Source organism: Vibrio sp. SCSIO 43133 (genome assembly GCF_023716845.1).
Lineage (GTDB): Bacteria > Pseudomonadota > Gammaproteobacteria > Enterobacterales > Vibrionaceae > Vibrio > Vibrio mediterranei.
This window is the reverse complement of the sequence record NZ_CP068025.1, coordinates 135,892-154,811: the sequence shown is the minus strand read 5'-3', so window position 1 is coordinate 154,811 and position 18,920 is coordinate 135,892. Positions and strand designations below refer to the sequence as shown.

General features: G+C 42.5%; 16 protein-coding genes. 11 read left to right on the top strand and 5 right to left on the bottom strand.

Annotated features, from left to right (window positions below; translation table 11 throughout):
* Positions 1-98 precede the first annotated feature (98 nt).
* Positions 99-1,067 (top strand): TDT family transporter, encoded by a 969-nt coding sequence (locus JKJ11_RS17505; RefSeq protein WP_038222071.1) that lies wholly within the window; start codon positions 99-101, stop codon positions 1,065-1,067.
* A 221-nt stretch (positions 1,068-1,288) separates the two neighbouring features.
* Positions 1,289-2,470, top strand: a complete 1,182-nt coding sequence (gene cqsA, locus JKJ11_RS17500) for an alpha-hydroxyketone-type quorum-sensing autoinducer synthase (protein WP_006070539.1) — start codon at positions 1,289-1,291, stop codon at positions 2,468-2,470.
* A gap of 48 nt (positions 2,471-2,518) precedes the next feature.
* Here cqsA and JKJ11_RS17495 read toward each other — a convergent pair whose 3' ends face one another.
* On the bottom strand, positions 2,519-4,594 hold the full coding sequence (locus tag JKJ11_RS17495) for a hybrid sensor histidine kinase/response regulator (RefSeq protein ID WP_236109609.1): 2,076 nt from the start codon (positions 4,592-4,594) through the stop codon (positions 2,519-2,521).
* A 115-nt stretch (positions 4,595-4,709) separates the two neighbouring features.
* A complete protein-coding gene (gene folE, locus JKJ11_RS17490; protein ID WP_006070541.1) occupies positions 4,710-5,363 on the bottom strand; it encodes a GTP cyclohydrolase I FolE in 654 nt (217 codons plus the stop codon).
* A gap of 223 nt (positions 5,364-5,586) precedes the next feature.
* Between folE and moeA the strand changes: the two genes are divergently transcribed.
* From moeA to JKJ11_RS17470, 4 genes are read left to right on the top strand one after another with little or no spacing between them, the layout of a single operon-like run.
* Entirely contained in the window at positions 5,587-6,822 is a 1,236-nt protein-coding gene (gene moeA / locus JKJ11_RS17485; RefSeq protein ID WP_006070542.1) for a molybdopterin molybdotransferase MoeA, read from the top strand.
* A 10-nt stretch (positions 6,823-6,832) separates the two neighbouring features.
* The gene (moeB, locus tag JKJ11_RS17480) at positions 6,833-7,585 is read left to right on the top strand and encodes a molybdopterin-synthase adenylyltransferase MoeB (protein WP_124941902.1); all 753 of its coding nucleotides are present in this window, start codon (positions 6,833-6,835) and stop codon (positions 7,583-7,585) included.
* Between the two features lie 24 nt (positions 7,586-7,609).
* The gene (locus tag JKJ11_RS17475) at positions 7,610-7,915 is read left to right on the top strand and encodes a hypothetical protein (protein WP_006070544.1); all 306 of its coding nucleotides are present in this window, start codon (positions 7,610-7,612) and stop codon (positions 7,913-7,915) included.
* 11 nt (positions 7,916-7,926) lie between these two features.
* The gene (locus tag JKJ11_RS17470) at positions 7,927-8,760 is read left to right on the top strand and encodes a sulfurtransferase (RefSeq protein WP_006070545.1); all 834 of its coding nucleotides are present in this window, start codon (positions 7,927-7,929) and stop codon (positions 8,758-8,760) included.
* A 39-nt stretch (positions 8,761-8,799) separates the two neighbouring features.
* Here JKJ11_RS17470 and JKJ11_RS17465 read toward each other — a convergent pair whose 3' ends face one another.
* Positions 8,800-9,321, bottom strand: coding sequence for a lactoylglutathione lyase family protein (locus JKJ11_RS17465; RefSeq protein WP_124941900.1), 522 nt, complete (start codon positions 9,319-9,321; stop codon positions 8,800-8,802).
* A gap of 106 nt (positions 9,322-9,427) precedes the next feature.
* Between JKJ11_RS17465 and JKJ11_RS17460 the strand changes: the two genes are divergently transcribed.
* Positions 9,428-10,318, top strand: a complete 891-nt coding sequence (locus JKJ11_RS17460) for a LysR family transcriptional regulator (RefSeq protein ID WP_240205190.1) — start codon at positions 9,428-9,430, stop codon at positions 10,316-10,318.
* A 7-nt stretch (positions 10,319-10,325) separates the two neighbouring features.
* On the opposite strand, the gene JKJ11_RS17455 is transcribed toward JKJ11_RS17460, so the two are convergent.
* Positions 10,326-11,309 (bottom strand): sugar-binding transcriptional regulator, encoded by a 984-nt coding sequence (locus JKJ11_RS17455; protein WP_006070548.1) that lies wholly within the window; start codon positions 11,307-11,309, stop codon positions 10,326-10,328.
* 439 nt (positions 11,310-11,748) lie between these two features.
* Between JKJ11_RS17455 and tal the strand changes: the two genes are divergently transcribed.
* The 4 genes from tal (at position 11,749) to JKJ11_RS17435 (ending at position 16,508) form a co-directional block, all read left to right on the top strand.
* The gene (gene tal / locus JKJ11_RS17450; RefSeq protein WP_006070549.1) at positions 11,749-12,699 is read left to right on the top strand and encodes a transaldolase; all 951 of its coding nucleotides are present in this window, start codon (positions 11,749-11,751) and stop codon (positions 12,697-12,699) included.
* 82 nt (positions 12,700-12,781) lie between these two features.
* Positions 12,782-14,773: a transketolase gene (tkt, locus tag JKJ11_RS17445; protein WP_252039628.1), complete on the top strand. Its 1,992-nt coding sequence runs from the start codon at positions 12,782-12,784 to the stop codon at positions 14,771-14,773.
* 225 nt (positions 14,774-14,998) lie between these two features.
* Positions 14,999-15,451, top strand: coding sequence for a putative pterin-binding protein (locus JKJ11_RS17440; protein WP_006070551.1), 453 nt, complete (start codon positions 14,999-15,001; stop codon positions 15,449-15,451).
* Between the two features lies 1 nt (position 15,452).
* Positions 15,453-16,508: a GGDEF domain-containing protein gene (locus JKJ11_RS17435; protein WP_124941896.1), complete on the top strand. Its 1,056-nt coding sequence runs from the start codon at positions 15,453-15,455 to the stop codon at positions 16,506-16,508.
* 3 nt (positions 16,509-16,511) lie between these two features.
* Here the strand turns inward: JKJ11_RS17435 and JKJ11_RS17430 are convergent, their stop codons facing one another.
* On the bottom strand, positions 16,512-18,920 hold the full coding sequence (locus JKJ11_RS17430; RefSeq protein ID WP_252039627.1) for a bifunctional diguanylate cyclase/phosphodiesterase: 2,409 nt from the start codon (positions 18,918-18,920) through the stop codon (positions 16,512-16,514).

Genomic DNA, 18,920 nt, shown 5'->3' with positions numbered 1-18,920 from the left:
ATTTTCTATCCAAACTGTGTATAATTAGACGGCTAGACTGCTAGTTCTCCCAGAAGAGCTAGCAGATAATAATAAGGATATTAAAGAGAGCTCTCCTCGTGACAACAAGTCTTGCTGCCCTAAAACGACTGACACAGTTTCACAGTGTCCCCACCTCTCAAGCCTCATTGGCTTTAGGAATAATCGGCCTCGGCCACGCTTGGGCGATGTATGTACCAGAACTTGGTAAGACTATTCAGCCAATCTTAGCCACTATCGGGGCCCTACTGTTAATTCCCGTACTGTTAAAATATCTGCTCAATCGCCATATATTTTCTGCTGATATAAAGCACCCATTAACAGGCAGCTTAATGGCTCCAATGAGTATGGCGTTATTAATCCTGTGTGATTACTTAGCCGTTATTAGACCGCTCATCGCCTATCCTCTTTGGTTTGCTGCGTTGATGTTGCATATACTCATGGCGATATTATTCTTTTTCTATCAAATTAAGAATTTTAAAATAGCCAATATAGTTCCAAGCTGGTTTCTTTATCCTGTTGGACTAATTAGTAGTTCATTAGCAGGAACTCAATTTGGACATACGGTATATTCTGAAACCATTGCTAGTGTATGCATCGCAATATATTTCTTTATGCTACCACTGGTTCTATATCGACTGGTGTTTGAAGGTATGCTTCGCAAACGTGCCAGGCCTACTATCGCTATCATGGCAGCGCCGATCAACCTCACATTATCAGCATACTTAGTCAATTTCCCTGAACCTGATCCTATACTGACGGGTGCGCTAGCTGGTATCGCCATCACGATGACATTACTTATCTATTTGTGTTACTTCAGATTATTAAAACTGAAATTTCAACCATCTATCGCTGCGATTACCTTTCCTTCAGTCATCAGTTCTATCGCGATGTACAGGTTAACGGATTTCTTCGAGGGCGAGTACCCGCATTGGCATTGGCTTCACAACTTCGGCTTTTTGGAGTTATCTGTAGCAACTTTGGCGGTTATCTGGGTGAGTTTTGGTTTTATCAAAATGTATTGGCCGGAGTTAATGTCACGACAATGAAAAAATGTGATACATATATCAATAACAACTAAAAAGAGTATAAAAAACCTCGCACAGATCCCCAATGGGTATAAGCAAGATGAATATATCGCTATGTAGTATAGTGAAGATTGCTAGTAACTCCAAAAAATAAAATAGTCACTAGTGACTATTTTTGCATATTGGGCAATATTTCGTTCTGTCGGCCGACAACCCATTTTAAATGTCGAGAGAACCTAGCTATGCACTTAGAGAAAATAACAAAAACGTTGCCTAAATTTATTGAACAGCAACACGATATTTATATCGCTGAAAATATCCATTCAACCAAAAGTAAAAAGCATCTAGTCTCTGGGAAAAGACCTACGGCAAGTGATACTAGTTACCAAACAAATGACTATCTATGTCTGAATAACAACGCCTATATTAAGGAGAAGCACATAGACGCTATACGAGCCAATACGGAAAGTATGTTGATGTCTGGTGTTTATACTGCTGAGGCGGAAGACAGTTCTGCTTTTGAAAAAAAACTCGCTAAACTAACAGGATTTGAAGAGTGTGTGGTATCACAATCAGGTTATACCGCAAACCTGAGCTTACTACAGGCTATCTGCACGAAAGACACTAATGTGTATGTTGATTTCTTCGCTCATGCTTCATTATGGGAGGGTGCAAGAATTGCTGGCGCTATGGTTCATCCATTTATGCACAACAATATCAGGCACTTAAAGCGACAGATTCAAAAGAATGGCCCAGGCATAATTCTAGTTGATTCTATCTACAGTACGTTGGGAACTATAGCACCGCTTGTAGACCTGGTATCAATGGCTTATGAGTATGACTGCGCATTGGTCGTGGATGAATCTCATTCACTTGGAACTCACGGTCCTAAAGGTGCTGGTTTAGTTGCTGAATTGGGTTTAACTGAGCATGTCGATTATATTACTGTGAGCTTAGCAAAAACATTTGCATATCGTGCAGGCGCAATTTTATCCAACAAAAAGACCGCACATTGTCTTCCATTTGTGGCATTCCCTGCAATATTCAGTTCCATGCTACTACCGTATGAAACTGAACGGTTAAGTGCCACTGTCGACGTTATCAAGAGCGCCGACAGTGCAAGACGCTCGTTGTTCTCAAATAGTGACTATTTAAGAAATCAGCTAAGAAACTTAGGACTATCTATTCGTAGTGAATCTCAGATCATCGCTTTGGAAACAGGTGACGCTGAAAACACTGAAATTGTTCGGGATTTCTTAGAGAGCAAAGGCGTTTTTGGTTCAATCTTTTGTACACCGGCAACGCCAAAAGGAAAAAATATCATCAGATTTTCAGTCACTTCAGAGCATACTCTCGAGGATTTAGATCGAGTAGTACAAGCATGTAAAGAAGCAACGGAAAACAAAGAATTCTATTTCTTATAGGTAGTAAATCGGATGTGGAGCTCAACATTTAGATCTGAGCTCCCTCATCTATATCCAAGACGCCACTTTATCAACTAGCTCGTCTTTCGGTGTCGGTTTAATGAGTAAGTCATCCATTCCAGATTGCTTGATTTTTTCACGAGTTGTTGGATTCGCATCACCAGTAAAAGCAATGATAGGCACTGTGTTGTACTTTGCTGTCGATTTTCTTATCTTATCCGCAGTGGAAATGCCATCTAGAATCGGCATCTCTATATCCATAATAACTAAATCTACGTTTTCTTCATCAAGCATAACTAGTGCGTCAGCACCATTGCTAGCCTGAAGCACGACCAAACCTTCTTTTTCCAACATTATGCTAGTAATTGTTCGCAATGAGTGATTGTCATCGACTAAGAGAACTGTTTTTGTAGAAGATATTGTGTTGTATGGACGAACCGTCGCAAGCTCTTCCACTTCTCTAAAAAACAACTTATCTAACGTGTCTCTAATATCAGAGGTAAACTCGTCATAATCCATTAGTTCGACATTAAGATAGCGCTTGAAGTATAGATTTCTCTGGTCATTTGCGGAGTGAACGAGAACAATTCTTGCCTCAGTAAACTCAAGCTTAGCCTCTAGACTCGAAAGGTAGATCCACCCTTCTCTCGATAGATTACCGTCGATAATAATAAGGCTATACTCGAAACTATATTCTTCGCGATAACTTGCCGCTTTTATGTCTTCAACTGTCAGCTTGAATTCTCGGTGATATTGAGCACTCTTAACCAAGTCCAACATGCTAGATGACTCACCAATAAACAACACTGACTTATCTTTAATCAGTTCACTCTTAATCTGTGCCACTTCAGCCGACTCATACTTAGGAAATATTAATTTAAACTCTGTCCATGCACCAAACTCGGATTGACATACAATCTTACCGCCAAACGACCTCATAACCTTTTTACAGAAGGCCAACCCTAGACCATAGGACCCAGATTTACCGGTAGTGTAAAAGTCTTCAAAAATATACGGAAGTAGTTGCTCTTCAATCCCCTTGCCGGTATCTCTAAAAATAATGATATTGCAATCGTCTTGGGTTTGAGAGTCAATTGTTATGGTGAACTTCCCTGCGCCCCGGTGGCGAAACGAGTTTTTGAGTAAGTTAAACAACACATACTTCAATAAAGTATCACTGCCAAAATAGTCGAAACTGTTCGGGATATTGACCGAGACAGCTTTATTGTCCAGTGCTGTTTTATATGCAAACGTTCTGATTGCATTTTCAATTACTTCTTTGCCATTATTACGGCAGAAAGTCGATGTAGATACTCGACTTTGATCGATAGAAGTCAGTAGTAAGTCAATGGTCTCATTGCCATTCATGATCGTTTTCATGGAATCATCTATGATTTCATTCAAACGTTGAAGCTCTTCGGTGTTCAATTGGTGAGAGTTACGAAAAATAGCACTCTTATTAGGAATAATCGCTCGCATTACCTCTAACGAAGAATACATAGCGCTAAGAGGGTTTCTCATTTCATGAGCGATACCAGCACCGAATGACTTAGCAATCGCGAATTTCGATTCATGCTCGTTTTGGTTACGAAAGAAGAACAAACTGCCGAAAATATAGGTAAACGCAAATATGGGCAAATAAGTAAGGCTCTGTTCCATATAGATCCCTTGCCCACCCATAATGTAAGCAAGTATAACAGCAGATACAACAGATATTACCGCCTGAGCGACCATGATTCTTGTATCATAAATAAGCAATATATGAAGAAATATAGATGACATAAACGACATAACCCAAACTGTCGTCCAGTTATTCATCAACATCATGTAGCAAAAGAAGAATGGTAAAGTAAAGCCAATGACTACTAGGTAATAGTATGGGAGGATTCGCTTAGTTTTTTCTGAAAAAGCACGTAATAAGATAAACCCTATTAACATGATTGCGCCAATAGTTCTTAAAAGCTCACTTTCATAAGGCTGAGGAAATACATACTTCCAAATGACGTAATAAAGTGGAAAGCCCAAAATCCCCATCCATGCGACAAGTGTAATATTTGGCGCAGCATACTCGTAGGTTCTCTTTATCCTTTCCATCTGTGCAATCAATCCAGATTTAAAACTCATTACTATTGGTTAAGCATAACATTGGCTTGATCGGTAAGAAAGCTTTGTAAAACAACAACGCCCTCGTAATCAGAGGGCGTTGCAAACGAATATGTGATGCGTCTTCCAGAAAGAACTATCGCAGTCCATGCAAAAACTCATGTCGAGTCGCTGGTTTGGATTTAAAGATGCCACCCAATGCTGTAGTCGTCGTTTCGCTGGTAGCATCCATGACACCGCGAGACTTCACACAGTAATGTACTGCGTCAATTGTTACTGCGACATCGTCGGTTTCAAGCAATGCTTGTAGAGCAACCAGAATTTGTTGCGTCATGCGTTCTTGAACTTGTGGACGCTGTGCGAAGAACCTGACGATACGGTTAATTTTAGACAAACCGATGATTTTACCTCGAGGGATATAGGCGACTGCCGCTTTACCGTCAATGGTAACAAGGTGGTGTTCACAAGTGCTCGTTACCGTGATGTCTTTAACACGAACCATCTCACTAACGTCCATCTTGTTTTCGATGACGGTGATTTTAGGGAAGTTCTCATAGTCCAAGCCAGAGAAAATTTCATCCACATACATCTTGGCAATGCGATGCGGCGTCTCCATCAAACTATCGTCTTGTAGATCAAGCTGTAACAACGTAAGAATTTCACGCATATGATGTTCAATACGCTCTTTCTTTTCTTCACGGCTGACTTCATTTGGCAGCATCGGTGTTTCTAGCCCTCGCTTTGACAACGCGGCTTTCACCAATTTTGCTGATTCACTTAATCCTGACATCTTACTTCCTCGCACTAACACCCGTAAGGGGGCACAAGGATACTCGGAATTTTCATCAATTACACCCACAAATTCTGTATTGCTTTGTATGCATTATGATTTGAAGCATGTTTTTGGCTATTTTATCCATAGGAGTAAGCCTCTCTTCAGACAAAATGTGTTACATTCCGAAGACTTTATTGAATTAAATAGTTCCACTGAATCAATTAGGACGGCTTATCTTATGGGTTGCTGCGACGCACCAGGCTTAATGCCTATAGAAGAAGCATTGGATAAAATGCTCACACCAATTACTCCTGTTACTGACACTCTCACACTGCCGTTACCTGACGCGCTTGGGTATGTATTAGCAGAAGACATTCTTTCTCCTATTAACGTGCCTCCCTTTGATAACTCCGCAATGGATGGCTACGCCATTCGTCTCCGTGACTTAGAGCAAAGTACCACTCTATCAATGGTTGGTAAGTCATTTGCCGGCGCACCTTATGAGGGTGACTGGCCTGCAATGACAACGGTTAGAATTATGACTGGTGCGAAAATCCCAGAGGGTTGTGATGCCGTTATTATGCAAGAAAACACCACGGTAGACGGAGATAACATTACGTTCAACCAGTGTTCTCCGAAGACAAACATGAACATTCGTCCTACTGGTGATGATATTCGAGTGAACGATGTCGTATTAAAAAAAGGGGCTCGTTTAACCGCACGCGATATTCCTATGATAGCTACGTTAGGAATTAGCCACATCAGTGTCTTCCGTAAACCAGTTGTTGCTTTCTTTTCTACAGGAGATGAATTGCGCCCGCTTGGTACTGAGCTAGAAGATGGACAGATTTACGATAGCAACCGTTACGGAATCAAACCGCTTATTGAGAACTTCGGTTGTGAGGCTATTGATTTAGGTATCATTCCTGATTGCCCAGAAACACTGAAAGCCACATTCGAGCAGGCGCAACAACAAGCCGACGTTGTTATTACCTCGGGTGGCGTAAGCGTTGGTGAAGCTGACTATACTAAAGATATTCTTGAAGAATTAGGTCAAATTGGCTTCTGGAAACTTGCTATCAAGCCCGGTAAGCCTTTCGCTTTTGGTGAGCTGGACAACGCTTGGTTCTGCGGATTACCAGGAAACCCTGTTTCTGCAGTATTAACTATGTATGTCCTAGTACAACCTCTCATCGCTAAGCTTTCCGGTCACTCAGAATGGAAAGAGCCGGAGTCTATTCCTGCCATCACACGCAGCGCTTTCAAAAAAGCTCCTGGAAGAACCGATTATCAACGCGGTATCTATACGATTGAAGATGGCCAGTTTGTAGTCGAAACAACCGGAAACCAAAGCTCAGGAGCCTTTAGATCGATGAGCTTAGCAAACTGCTTTGTGGTGCTTGAGCGCGACCGCACGTCAATTGATGTGGGAGAAACGGTTCAAATCCAGTTGTTCAACCCAACTTTATTCTAACGAGGCTATTGTGGACATACTGTCTGATGAAGAGATGCTTCGCTATAACCGTCAAATTATATTGAAGAACTTCGATTTTGATGGACAAGAAGCACTCAAACAATCTTCAATTTTGATTATTGGAGCCGGTGGTTTAGGTTGTGCCTCTAGTCAGTATCTTGCCGCAGCGGGTATTGGTTCACTCACCTTAGTCGATGACGATACGGTGGAGCTATCAAACTTGCAACGACAAGTATTACACAACGATGACTCTATTGGTGTCGATAAAGTTGAGTCAGCCCGAACTGCGTTAAGCAAGATAAACCCTAATGTGATGATTAAAACCATTAATCATCGCTTGGACGATGCTGCTCTCGAAGCACAAATTAAAGAGCACGACCTTGTTCTTGATGCCACTGATAATGTAGATACTCGTAACCAACTCAATCGCCTTTGCTTTAAACACAAAAAGCCGCTGGTCTGTGGGGCAGCGATTAGAATGGAAGGTCAAGTCTCCGTCTTTACATATCAAGACGACAGTTTACCTTGCTATGCTTGTTTAAGCGCACTGTTTGGAGATACAACGCTGAGCTGTGTTGAAGCTGGCGTCATGTCACCTGTCGTTGGCATCATTGGTGCTACGCAGGCACTAGAGGCGATAAAAGTCCTCGCTAACTATGGGCAGCCTAAAATAGGTAAGCTATTAATATTTGATGGTTTATCATTAAGCTGGCGAGACATGGGGTTGCCTAAATCCAAGGCCTGCAAAGTTTGTGGTGAATAGAGAGTAGTCTATGGAGAAGTACTAATGAAACAACTAACCATCGCATTTGCTATTCTCGCTGTGGGTGTTGGATTCTTGTTGCTTCTCCTATCTTCAGATTCAAATACAGAAAAAACAGAACAAGCCAAAGTAATAAGCCATGTTCTCACACAATCTTTAGACGGCAATCGTTACTACCTCATCGTGGAACATAGAGACGGTAGTAACAGCCGTGTCGCCACAGATAAAGCAACATTATGCCCCGTAGGTTCAGAAGTCACACTAAGCTCACAGCAGAGCTCAGTTTCTAATACCAAGACCTATCGCCTTCAGCATTGCCTCAACAGATAAGGAAATCATTGATGACACAACCTATTGTTTCTCCTCAATGGCTAAAGCAACAGCTAGATGCTAACAACGACATTATTGTTCTTGATGCCAGTATCGAATTTCAAATTCCGCTAGAGCCTGAAAAGGACAAAAGTGGAGTAATTCCTGGCGCTCAGCGCTTTGATTATGACAACGTCTTTTGCGACCCAGACAGTTCTCTTCCTCATATGATGCCAACTGAAGCTCGTTTCAATGAACTAGCTTCGAAACTGAGCCTTACTGAAAAAAGTACGATAGTTGTTTATGATAATTCCGGTACTTATGCTTCACCTCGTGCGTGGTGGATGCTTAAAGCAATGGGATTAAGTGAGGTTTATGTGCTCTCCGGAGGCTTACCTGCTTGGAAAACAGCTGGTTACGATTGCGATGAAGATTATTCGATTGGAGCGCCCACCTCCCCTTCTCTGTCACTAGATCAGCATTACTTCCTATCAGCAGAACAAGTTCTTACGTATTCCGAAAAGCAAAACGCTCATATCGTCGATGCTCGCTCTTTAGCACGCTTTAAAGGCGAAGTGAAAGAACCAAGAGAAGGTGTCAGAAGCGGCCATATTCCAAATTCTGTTTGTCTTCCTTTTGCTGAACTCATCAACGATGGCACCCTCAAACCGTTAGAAGATCTTGCTCCTTTGTATTCAGCTATCTCAGCAAGTAAACGAGAGCATATGGTGTTTAGCTGTGGTTCCGGCGTAACGGCTTGTATTCTCGCTCTTGGCGCTTATGTCTGTGGTTATCATAATTTATCTGTCTATGACGGTTCATGGACTGAATGGGGTCAACGTGTTGATCTACCTGTAGAAAAGTAAAATGAAGATAAGCAGGTCTATGGGACCTGCTTCCTTTCGCTAGCCGTTATAAGCACCACTTGAGTAATGAAGCTCATAACTATGTGAGTAGATCTCTAGAATATTACCAAACGGGTCTTCCATATAGATCATTCGATACGGTTTCTCTCCCGGATAGTAGTAACGTGGCTCCTTCATTCGTCGTTTACCACCTGCCGCGACAATTTTGTCAGCTAACCCTTCAACATCTGGATCTTGTACGCAAAAATGAAAAATGCCGGTTTTCCAATATTCAAAGTTGTCTTCTGGATTTCGCTGATCTTTGAACTGAAATAGCTCTACCCCGATTCTGTCACCGGTGGACAGATGAGCAATTCGAAAGTGGTCCCACCCTTCCCCAAAAACGTCTGTACACATTACACCGATAGCAGAGTCGTCTTCAGTAACATCAGTCGGCGGCATAATAAGATACCAACCTAATACCTCGGTATAAAACTTGACGGCAGCCTCCAGATCAGGCACCGATATTCCAATGTGGCTAAAACAGCGTGGGTAGGTGTGGTTTGTGTTTGCTGAACTCATAAGTCGATGTCCTCTAGATGATAACGCTTGAGTATTTCATTGTGGATCAGCCGATAGTTATCATATAACCTAAAAACTATAATTATTTGTTATCTACGAAACCGTCATGATAAATACGACTTGGCTCAATACTTTTAAAACTCTAGTAGAGATCGGGCACTTTACCCAAACCGCTGAAAAGCTCTTCATGACACAACCTGGTGTCAGCCAACATATTAAAAAGCTCGAAGCTAGCCTTAATGTTGAGTTGCTTACTCGGGAAGGCAAGAGTTTTGAGCTCACGGAGCAAGGACGTTTAATGTATGAATACGCCCTTGAGCTAGCCAGTCGGGAAAACATGTTACTAGAGCGTCTAAGATATGATGACCCTGAGTCAGGTAGCCTTAGCTTTTCAGCTTCGGGCGCTATCATTACCGCACTCTACCCAAGTTTGCTGGATCTGCAGCAACGATATCCGGGGTTGAAGGTCAATGTTGAAGCTGCACCAAACCGTCGGATCATAGAAAGTATTAGTAATGGCATTATAGATTCTGGCATGGTCACGGCTTCGATTCAGAACCCTGAACTTTCAGCAGAGTACATAGGACAACTAGAGCTATGTCTCATTGGTAGTAGAGACGCGGTAGCTAAATTTTCGGCGTCAGAAGCGATCAACCAGCTTGGCGTAGTCGACCATCCTGATGCGCAATACTACTTACAAAAATACATCGAAGACAGCCGACTCAAAGAACTCACTCAAGCAGAGTGGCAAGATTTCAATAAAGTCACCTACATTAACCAACATAGTCAGATATTACAGCCTGTTTCTATGGGTATTGGTGTCACTGTATTACCCAAAGTTGCCATTGAGTATTCAGGCTACAAAGATAAAGTTAATGTCTGGCCCACTGAACATTTAGTCAGTGAACCGCTCTATTTTGTGAAGAAAAAACGAAAACAACTTGCCGCTCGGTACTTATTTTTGCTGGAACTTATCAAAGCCACAGAGTTCGCGTAGTCTGCGATTAGCTCGGTAAATTCTTCATTTGCTCATCAAGGTTCAGCACCGTTAAAGCATTACTTACACTGGTTGCAACCACATCGATTACGCCAGTACGCAATGCTCCGAGTAACGCCATTGGTTTGCTATTTTCAGAAGCGATCGCAATCACCTCTGATATCATACGAAACTCTTCAAGCCCCAAGCCAATCACTCGATCACTCATCACTGTATTGGCGGCTTGCCCCTGGATATCGAAGAAATCATAACCAGCAAAATCACCAACTACTCCTTGATTCAATCTCGATTGAACAACTTCGTCAGCGGTAAACCATCCCAAATCAACCATGTAACTGTTCTCACTCATATCACCGACACCTACGATAGCCATATCGGCTTTACGCGCTAAATCTAGAGTCTGTTTGACCGTAGCATTTTGCATAAACGCTAGCTTTTGATCTTTATTTTCAGCGTATGCCGGTGCATATAAGGTTTCAGAACTACCACCGTATTTTTTCGCCAACTGACGACAAATATGGTCGGCATTAAAGCGTCCCCCACGTGGATGAATTCCCCCAATCCCACAAACAAACTTACAGTCTCTAGGAGTAATAACCCCCATATGATGAGCTACAGCCGAAACGTTTCTGCCTTGTCCTACTGTCACCACAGTTCCACCTTTTAGTGTCTGTGCTAAGTAGTTTGAGACTAGCCCTCCCACTTGCATACGCTGTGCTTCTTCATCAGCTTGGTCCAATGCAATGAGCGCTCGCTTAACTCCAAAACGTTCAATCAGACGCTGTTCGATCTTAGCACTATATACCGGGTGGTATTTGACTGTGATTTCGACAATTCCTTCATCTCTTGCTTGCTTGAGAAGACGACCGATTTTTGCGCGCGACACACCAAACTTCTTAGAGATCTCCTCTTGTGTTGCACCATCTTGGTAATAGGCGACAGCAATTTCTGTCAGCAAGTCATTGCCAGTTTCGCTAATTTCACTTTTCATTATCACTTACCTAATCGGGAAAAATAGTGGCGCTCATTAGTTCACACCTTATACATATGCTCAATCATAAACAGAACTAAGCATTCGCTCAATACCATTACATTTTCTCAGGTCAAGATTTCAGCAGAAAAAGCAGCCCACAGACCTTATAAAACATGGAATCGACATTGAAGTACGCTTGCGTTATCAAAAAACTAAAATAACCTTATGAATACTACTTTTCAGACCAGTATTTGATTGACATTATTTCTGCATAGGGTAAATATGGGTTCAACATTTACTCAGAAGTGATACATATGTTCACGCATATTTGTTCACTAACACGGAAAAGGTTTACGAGCTAATCCTACGTAAAGTTGAAACTTTGGCTCGTAACATAACATTTGTAGTATGAGGCCATTCCTCACAAATTTATGCCCTCAAGAATAGGAACGTACCGATGAGCAACAAATTAGAGCAACTTCGCAAATTGACTACTGTAGTAGCGGACACTGGTGATATCGAAGCAATTCGTAAGTACCAACCAGAGGACGCAACAACTAACCCATCTCTGATTTTGAAAGCAGCACAAATCGCTGATTACGCACCGCTTATCGACCAAGCGATTGAATACGCTAAAACTCAAAGCGACGATAAAGCACAACAAGTTCAAGACACTTGTGACATGTTAGCGGTTAACATCGGTAAAGAAATTCTTAAAACTATCCCAGGTCGTATCTCCACTGAAGTGGATGCTCGTCTTTCTTACGATACTGAAGGTAGCGTTGCTAAAGCGCGTCAACTTATCAAAATGTACAATGATGCAGGCATCGCCAATGACCGTATCCTAATCAAACTGGCTTCTACATGGGAAGGTATTCGTGCGGCTGAGATTCTAGAAAAAGAAGGCATCAACTGTAACCTAACGTTACTATTCTCATTCGCTCAAGCTCGCGCATGTGCGGAAGCTGGTGTTTATCTAATTTCACCTTTCGTAGGTCGTATTATGGACTGGTACAAGGCGAAAGAAGGCCGTGACTTCGAAGCATCAGAAGACCCAGGCGTTATCTCAGTATCAAGCATCTACAACTACTACAAAGACCACGGTTACAACACCGTTGTCATGGGTGCAAGCTTCCGTAATATCGGTGAGATTCTTGAGCTAGCAGGCTGTGATCGTCTGACTATCGCTCCACAACTTCTGGCTGAACTAGAGGCAGCTGAAGGTGAAGTAGTAGAGAAGCTTGTTGACTCAAAAGGTTCTAAAGAACGCCCAGCAGCGATGACTCATGCCGAGTTCCTATGGGATCATAACCAAGACCCAATGGCAGTAGAGAAACTGGCTGAAGGCATTCGCAACTTCGCAGTAGACCAAGGTAAACTAGAAGCAATGATTGAAGCTAAGCTTTAATCCACACGATTAATAAAAGGGGAACGTTTGCGTTCCCCTTTTAATTTCCCCTCTCCAATATCAAATTTATTCGGTGTTTATTATGGATCATAAAAACCTAGCAAACGCTATCCGTGCATTAAGCATGGACGGTGTTCAACAAGCTAACTCTGGCCACCCAGGTGCTCCGATGGGCATGGCTGACATCGCTGAAGTTCTTTGGCGTTCTCACTTAAACCACAACCCGTCAAACCCTGAGTGGGCGGACCGCGACCGTTTTGTACTGTCTAACGGTCACGGTTCAATGCTAATTTACTCTCTACTTCACCTTGCAGGTTACGAGCTTTCTATTGACGACCTTAAAAACTTCCGTCAACTGCACTCAAAAACACCAGGGCATCCAGAGTATGGCTATGCACCAGGCATTGAGACAACCACTGGTCCTCTAGGCCAAGGTATCACTAACGCTGTGGGCATGGCGCTAGCTGAAAAGACACTTGCAGCACAATTCAACAAAGAAGGTCATGACATCGTTGACCACTTTACCTATGCGTTTATGGGTGATGGCTGCTTGATGGAAGGCATTTCTCATGAAGCGTGTTCTCTCGCGGGTACACTAGGCCTTGGTAAGCTAATCGCTTTCTGGGATGACAACGGCATCTCTATTGATGGTGAAGTGGAAGGTTGGTTCTCTGACGATACTCCAAAACGTTTTGAAGCGTATGGCTGGCACGTTATCCCAGCAGTAGACGGTCACGATTCAGAAGCGATCAACGCGGCAATTATCGCAGCGAAAGCAGACCCTCGCCCTACTCTTATTTGTACTAAAACCATCATCGGTTTTGGCTCTCCAAACAAATCTGGCTCTCATGACTGCCACGGTGCACCACTAGGCGCAGAAGAGATCGCGGCAACACGTAAGCAACTAGGCTGGGAGTACGGTCCTTTTGAAATTCCGACAGAAGTCTACGCAGAGTGGGATGCGAAGGAAGCGGGCGCGGCTAAGGAAGCAGCGTGGAACGAAAAACTTGCAGCGTATGAAGCAGCTTACCCAGAGCTAGCCGCAGAATTCAAACGTCGCGTAAGCGGTGAGCTTCCGGCTCAATGGGAAGAAAAAGCAAGTCAAATTATCGCCGACCTTCAAGCGAATCCAGCAAATATTGCATCACGTAAAGCATCACAAAATGCACTTGAAGCTTTTGGTGCAATGCTACCAGAATTCCTAGGTGGTTCTGCTGACCTAGCACCGTCAAACCTAACCATGTGGTCAGGTTCTAAGTCGCTAACAGCTGATGACGCATCTGGGAATTACATCCACTATGGTGTACGTGAGTTTGGTATGACTGCGATCATGAACGGCATCGCACTACATGGCGGCTTTGTTCCTTACGGGGCAACGTTCTTGATGTTCATGGAATACGCTCGTAACGCAATGCGTATGGCTGCACTGATGAAAGTGCAAAACATCCAAGTTTATACTCACGATTCTATTGGTCTGGGTGAAGATGGCCCAACACACCAACCAGTTGAACAGATGGCATCATTACGCTTAACACCAAACATGAGTACGTGGCGTCCATGTGACCAAGTTGAGTCAGCAGTTGCTTGGAAATTCGCCATCGAGCGTAAAGACGGTCCAACGTCACTAATTTTCTCTCGTCAAAACCTAGCTCAACAAGAACGTAGCACTCAGCAAGTTGCTGATATCGCAAAAGGAGCTTACGTGCTCAAAGATTGCGAAGGCAAGCCTGAGTTAATCCTGATTGCAACAGGCTCTGAAGTTGAGTTAGCCGTCAGTGCCGCTCAACAATTGACTGAAGCAGGAAAGCAAGTACGTGTTGTTTCAATGCCAGCAACAGACGTATTTGATAAACAAGACGAAGCGTATCGCGAGTCTGTACTTCCTTCAGATGTGACAGCAAGAATCGCTATTGAAGCGGGTATTGCTGACTTCTGGTACAAGTATGTTGGTTTTGGTGGCAAGATCATCGGTATGACAACATTCGGTGAATCTGCACCTGCAGGCGAGCTATTTAAGATGTTTGGCTTTACGACTGAGAATGTCGTAACTACTGCTAACGATCTTCTCGCTTAAAACTCAGTTCCAAAACCTAGACGACTAAGCCGAGCATAAATGCTCGGCTTTTTTGTTCTAGTTATCTATCTACTTTCAACAAAACGCTTCAAGAATGGTTCGCTTTACTATCAAATAGTTCCTCGATTTCATTTTGTCCCTGTCTCATATATGAAACACCTCCTACGTTGATTACGCAAACACGCTTCCTAAACTATGAATGTGGCAACGAAAAGGAACTTCATTATGCTCAAGAGTACGATTGTATTATGTGCGCTCTTCTCTTCCCTAACTTTCGCCTCTGATCTAACCATCAAGAGCGAAGGTGTCACTTTCAAGACATACACAGACGAAGATTTGGCGAATATGCCACAAACCAGTATCAAGACTGAATTACCTTGGTTAGAAGGAGAAAATCATTTTACCGGTGTTTCGCTTATTGAGCTTTTTTCGCAGGCAAACGCGCAAGTGCCTGACATGGTTACCTTTGTCGCACTGAATGATTATAAAGTCACGATTAGTCTCAAAGATATTCAAGCATACAACCCTATTGTTGCCAATCGTAAAAATGGGGGAAAAATGTCTGTCAGAGATAAAGGGCCTTTTTGGGTGATATTTCCTATTTCTCAATTTCCAGAGATTAATACAACCGACTATCACGCTATGATGATCTGGCAATTAAAAGAAGTCAGCTACTGAGATGTTAAATACGCGCGCTATTCGTCAGTTTCCTATCAATCTGGCGAAGCTCATTCTGATCATTATCACTTCCTGCGTTTTGGCAGTGAACGTGATTACCATCGATCGTATTAACCATATTAACGAGGACCTATCTGAACGCAAAAATGAGGCAACCTGGTTCATACTGCAACTCGTCAAAGAATATTCAAACTTCATCACTCAAACCCATATTACACCGCTCGATACAGAGAAGATTTGGCTCTCTTATGACCTCACTTGGAGTCGTTTTGACATTATCTTGAACAGCAAAGAATCCGCTAACTTCATAAAGCAGGCTAACTATCATGACTTCTTCATCGCTCAGTTCGACAAATTCAAAGCTCTTGAGCGATCCTTAAAACTGCTACAGGAAAAGCCGGAACTTCAAACTGCACTCAACCAACGCATTAAACTTAACTTTAATGAAGTCATTCATTTTATTAATAATAAATTCCAAATAGAGAGCCCTCTGAGCGAGAAAAGTCGCACTTTAATAGAACGCTTATTAGTACTTCAGAAGGTAAGTACAGTGGCGTTAATCGTATTATTCATCGTTATTTCGGTGATTTTCTGGATTGAAACCAAAATGCGGCAGACCATTCAACGAAGAGATCCACTCACACGCTTGTTGAATCGAGTTGCTCTTACAACTGACATTAAAGCAAACCTCACTGCACCTCACTACAATTTGCTATCAATCAGAGTGCAAAATGTTGCTGAAGTGAATCAAAAATACGGCATCGACTATGGCGATGTCATCATCAAAACCGCAGCGCAAAGGGTGACTGGTTTTCTAACCGATGATTTACTGCTTTATCGCTATAGTGGTGCCCAATTCATTATTCTCGGCAAGGCAGAAGGTTCATTAATTTCCGATAAGCTAGTTCAGAGAATTAAAGAAGAACTGTCAAAAACTATCGAATTGAGTGATATGGAGTTGGTACTCGATGTTTCCCTATCGCAAGAGGTTAACCTTAAACGAAGCAGCCTAACTGAGACACTGACGCAGCTATCACGCAAAGCGCTATCCACTTAACGTTTAAAATTTGTGGTCAGCTACTTTGATGCTGGTCACCTTGGCAGAAAGCGTTTCATGTCGGCCGATCTTATAGAATTCACAGAACTCGGAATAACCAAGCGGTTTACTAAAGAAGTAGCCTTGTAAGTAATCACAGCCAATTTCAGTCAGATAGCGGTATTGATTGGCATTTTCGACGCCTTCCCCAACTACTTTAGCGTGACAGTTGTGACCTAGCGCTATAATTGAGTTAAGCATGCGCTCCTGATTCACTTCGCCACTAATTCGGTCAACGAAGCTCTTATCAATTTTCAGTTCATCAACAGGGTAATGCAGCAATTGATTGATTGAAGCATACCCTGTTCCAAAGTCATCCAGTGACACTTTAAAGCCTAACTCTCTAAGTCCTGAAATAATAGCGACCGTATCCTGTGTACTTCGGACATAACTGGTCTCTGTTACTTCTAGAGTAACTTTATGATGTTTGACACCGTAACGACTACAGAGGCTACATATATGCTCAATAAACTCATTATTGTAGAGCTCCAATGCGGAAATGTTAATCGAGAGACTTCCGGTATAGCCGCAATCCGTTTCCATTTTCTGTAAATCTTTCAGCGAGTTTTCAATGACCCAACTATCAATAATGCCTATGATATTCGCCTTTTCTGCCACAGGGATAAACTCATCTGGTCCAATACCTTTTGCTTGTAGCACTGGACATCGGACTAACACTTCAAGACTGGCGATCTCCATTGTTTTTGAGTCTATAAGAGGCATGTAACGTAGCTCAAAACCATGCGTTTGGGTGCATTTCAGCAGTACTCTTTCTATATCATCAATACGGGATAAATCCTCCAAAAGTTGGTCGTCAAATAGTACTAGAGAGCGTTGGTTTTTGATTTGCTTAGCTTTATTCAAGGCCACTTCTAGCCCTTTTTGCCATAAGTTTGCTTGGTCTTTACGACACAACGGGAAAATAGCCATTGCGAGGTCTAAATTAATGGGTAGAGCATCAAGTAGTCCCGCCCGCTTGAGCGTCTTCTCACTATTAACAATTTGTGACTTCACCTGGTTTTCATCATTTGCATCTATAAGTACACAGAATGTGTTACTACCATAGCGGCAAACTGAATAATCACTGGTCGCTGTTCCCCTATCTTCTTGATAATGTCCAACAAACACCTCTATTTCTCTCGCAAGATTCTTCAACACTTGGTCTGCTATTTTTGCTCCATGAAGGTCATTGATTCGCCTGAAGTCTATGATGTCCCATGCAACAATATAAGTCGTTCTAGTCGAATAACTAGCAATACGCTGCTCTACAAAGTGAATAAATGACCTACGATTAGCAAGACGAGTAAGACCATCAAACTCCGCTTCAAATTTCACCTTACTCAAACTATCTATATAGGCGTTTTTTAACACTGATACTTCATCGGTTCCTTTAGCTCTTTTGAAATACCTCAGTTCCAAGCCACCTTTATGAATTTCTGACAGCAAAGCATCAATTGGATAGAGTATTCGACGGCGTATATTGAAATGAATTACAACCAATAGTACGAGCATTACCAGAACCAAATACCCGAATACTTCTATGACAAGTTCCTTTTTGATCGACGCGTAATGAGAGTCAAGGATATTCAAATCGACGACTAACCCAGACCCAGCAATACGTATAACGTTGCCATCGATAAATTCACTACCCAACTCTGTAACCACAATGTTGGAACTACTATTATCTTCTAAGGCACCCTTGCTAAACTCCAAGCTAATGTAAGGATACTGAGATGCTTCGCTAAACAAAGCGTTAATTTCTAAAAGACTGCCATCAACAATTAATAAACTGCGATCTGATCTAGTTACCACATATTTATCATCAGGAGGTAATGTAGGGTCATAAGCTCCTGTAGAGCTGTATCTCACCTCCCCTATTAAAGATTGATAGATATTTCCCGACTGATCAAAAGGTTCCCCAAGAGAAACTTTAACGTGAGAGTCAAAGACATGCTGGTAAAGGTCGTCAGGCAAAGAACGAGCACTGAATGGATTCGACTTGGAAGAGGCGGCTGTCATGGTAAACATTTCATCTAGTACATAGATTGCAGTGTTGCTCTCTTGCCGACTATGGTCTCGACTTAGTACATAATTGATATGTGATTCAAGGAAGTTTCGGCTACTGAGCTCGCCTGTGTCTTGGATGTGACGCAGAAATTGCGTACTGCCCGATATCTCATAACCTAAGGCCTCTATACCTTTTATTTCGAATCTGGTCGCTTTTAGAGCCGCTTCTACATTTGCAATCCACTTGGAACGTTCAAGTTTCTTATATTCATCGAGTTGCCACTGATAGAGCAAAGCTCCTGCGCCGAGAGTAATCACGCCGATTGTTGGTATCAATGCCAGGTGCAACCTCTGCAATAACTTCAT

What these genes read in the sequence shown, in the direction of transcription:
- JKJ11_RS17435 (WP_124941896.1), top strand. Translation starts at nt 15,453, where the DNA reads ATGTTAAATACGCGCGCTATTCGTCAGTTTCCTATCAATCTGGCGAAG.
- JKJ11_RS17495 (WP_236109609.1), bottom strand. Translation starts at nt 4,594, where the DNA reads ATGAGTTTTAAATCTGGATTGATTGCACAGATGGAAAGGATAAAGAGA.
- JKJ11_RS17430 (WP_252039627.1), bottom strand. Translation starts at nt 18,920, where the DNA reads ATGAAGTTATTGCAGAGGTTGCACCTGGCATTGATACCAACAATCGGC.
- JKJ11_RS17465 (WP_124941900.1), bottom strand. Translation starts at nt 9,321, where the DNA reads ATGAGTTCAGCAAACACAAACCACACCTACCCACGCTGTTTTAGCCAC.
- JKJ11_RS17470 (WP_006070545.1), top strand. Translation starts at nt 7,927, where the DNA reads ATGACACAACCTATTGTTTCTCCTCAATGGCTAAAGCAACAGCTAGAT.
- folE (WP_006070541.1), bottom strand. Translation starts at nt 5,363, where the DNA reads ATGTCAGGATTAAGTGAATCAGCAAAATTGGTGAAAGCCGCGTTGTCA.
- tkt (WP_252039628.1), top strand. Translation starts at nt 12,782, where the DNA reads ATGGATCATAAAAACCTAGCAAACGCTATCCGTGCATTAAGCATGGAC.
- JKJ11_RS17475 (WP_006070544.1), top strand. Translation starts at nt 7,610, where the DNA reads ATGAAACAACTAACCATCGCATTTGCTATTCTCGCTGTGGGTGTTGGA.
- tal (WP_006070549.1), top strand. Translation starts at nt 11,749, where the DNA reads ATGAGCAACAAATTAGAGCAACTTCGCAAATTGACTACTGTAGTAGCG.
- JKJ11_RS17460 (WP_240205190.1), top strand. Translation starts at nt 9,428, where the DNA reads ATGATAAATACGACTTGGCTCAATACTTTTAAAACTCTAGTAGAGATC.
- cqsA (WP_006070539.1), top strand. Translation starts at nt 1,289, where the DNA reads ATGCACTTAGAGAAAATAACAAAAACGTTGCCTAAATTTATTGAACAG.
- JKJ11_RS17440 (WP_006070551.1), top strand. Translation starts at nt 14,999, where the DNA reads ATGCTCAAGAGTACGATTGTATTATGTGCGCTCTTCTCTTCCCTAACT.
- moeA (WP_006070542.1), top strand. Translation starts at nt 5,587, where the DNA reads ATGGGTTGCTGCGACGCACCAGGCTTAATGCCTATAGAAGAAGCATTG.
- JKJ11_RS17455 (WP_006070548.1), bottom strand. Translation starts at nt 11,309, where the DNA reads ATGAAAAGTGAAATTAGCGAAACTGGCAATGACTTGCTGACAGAAATT.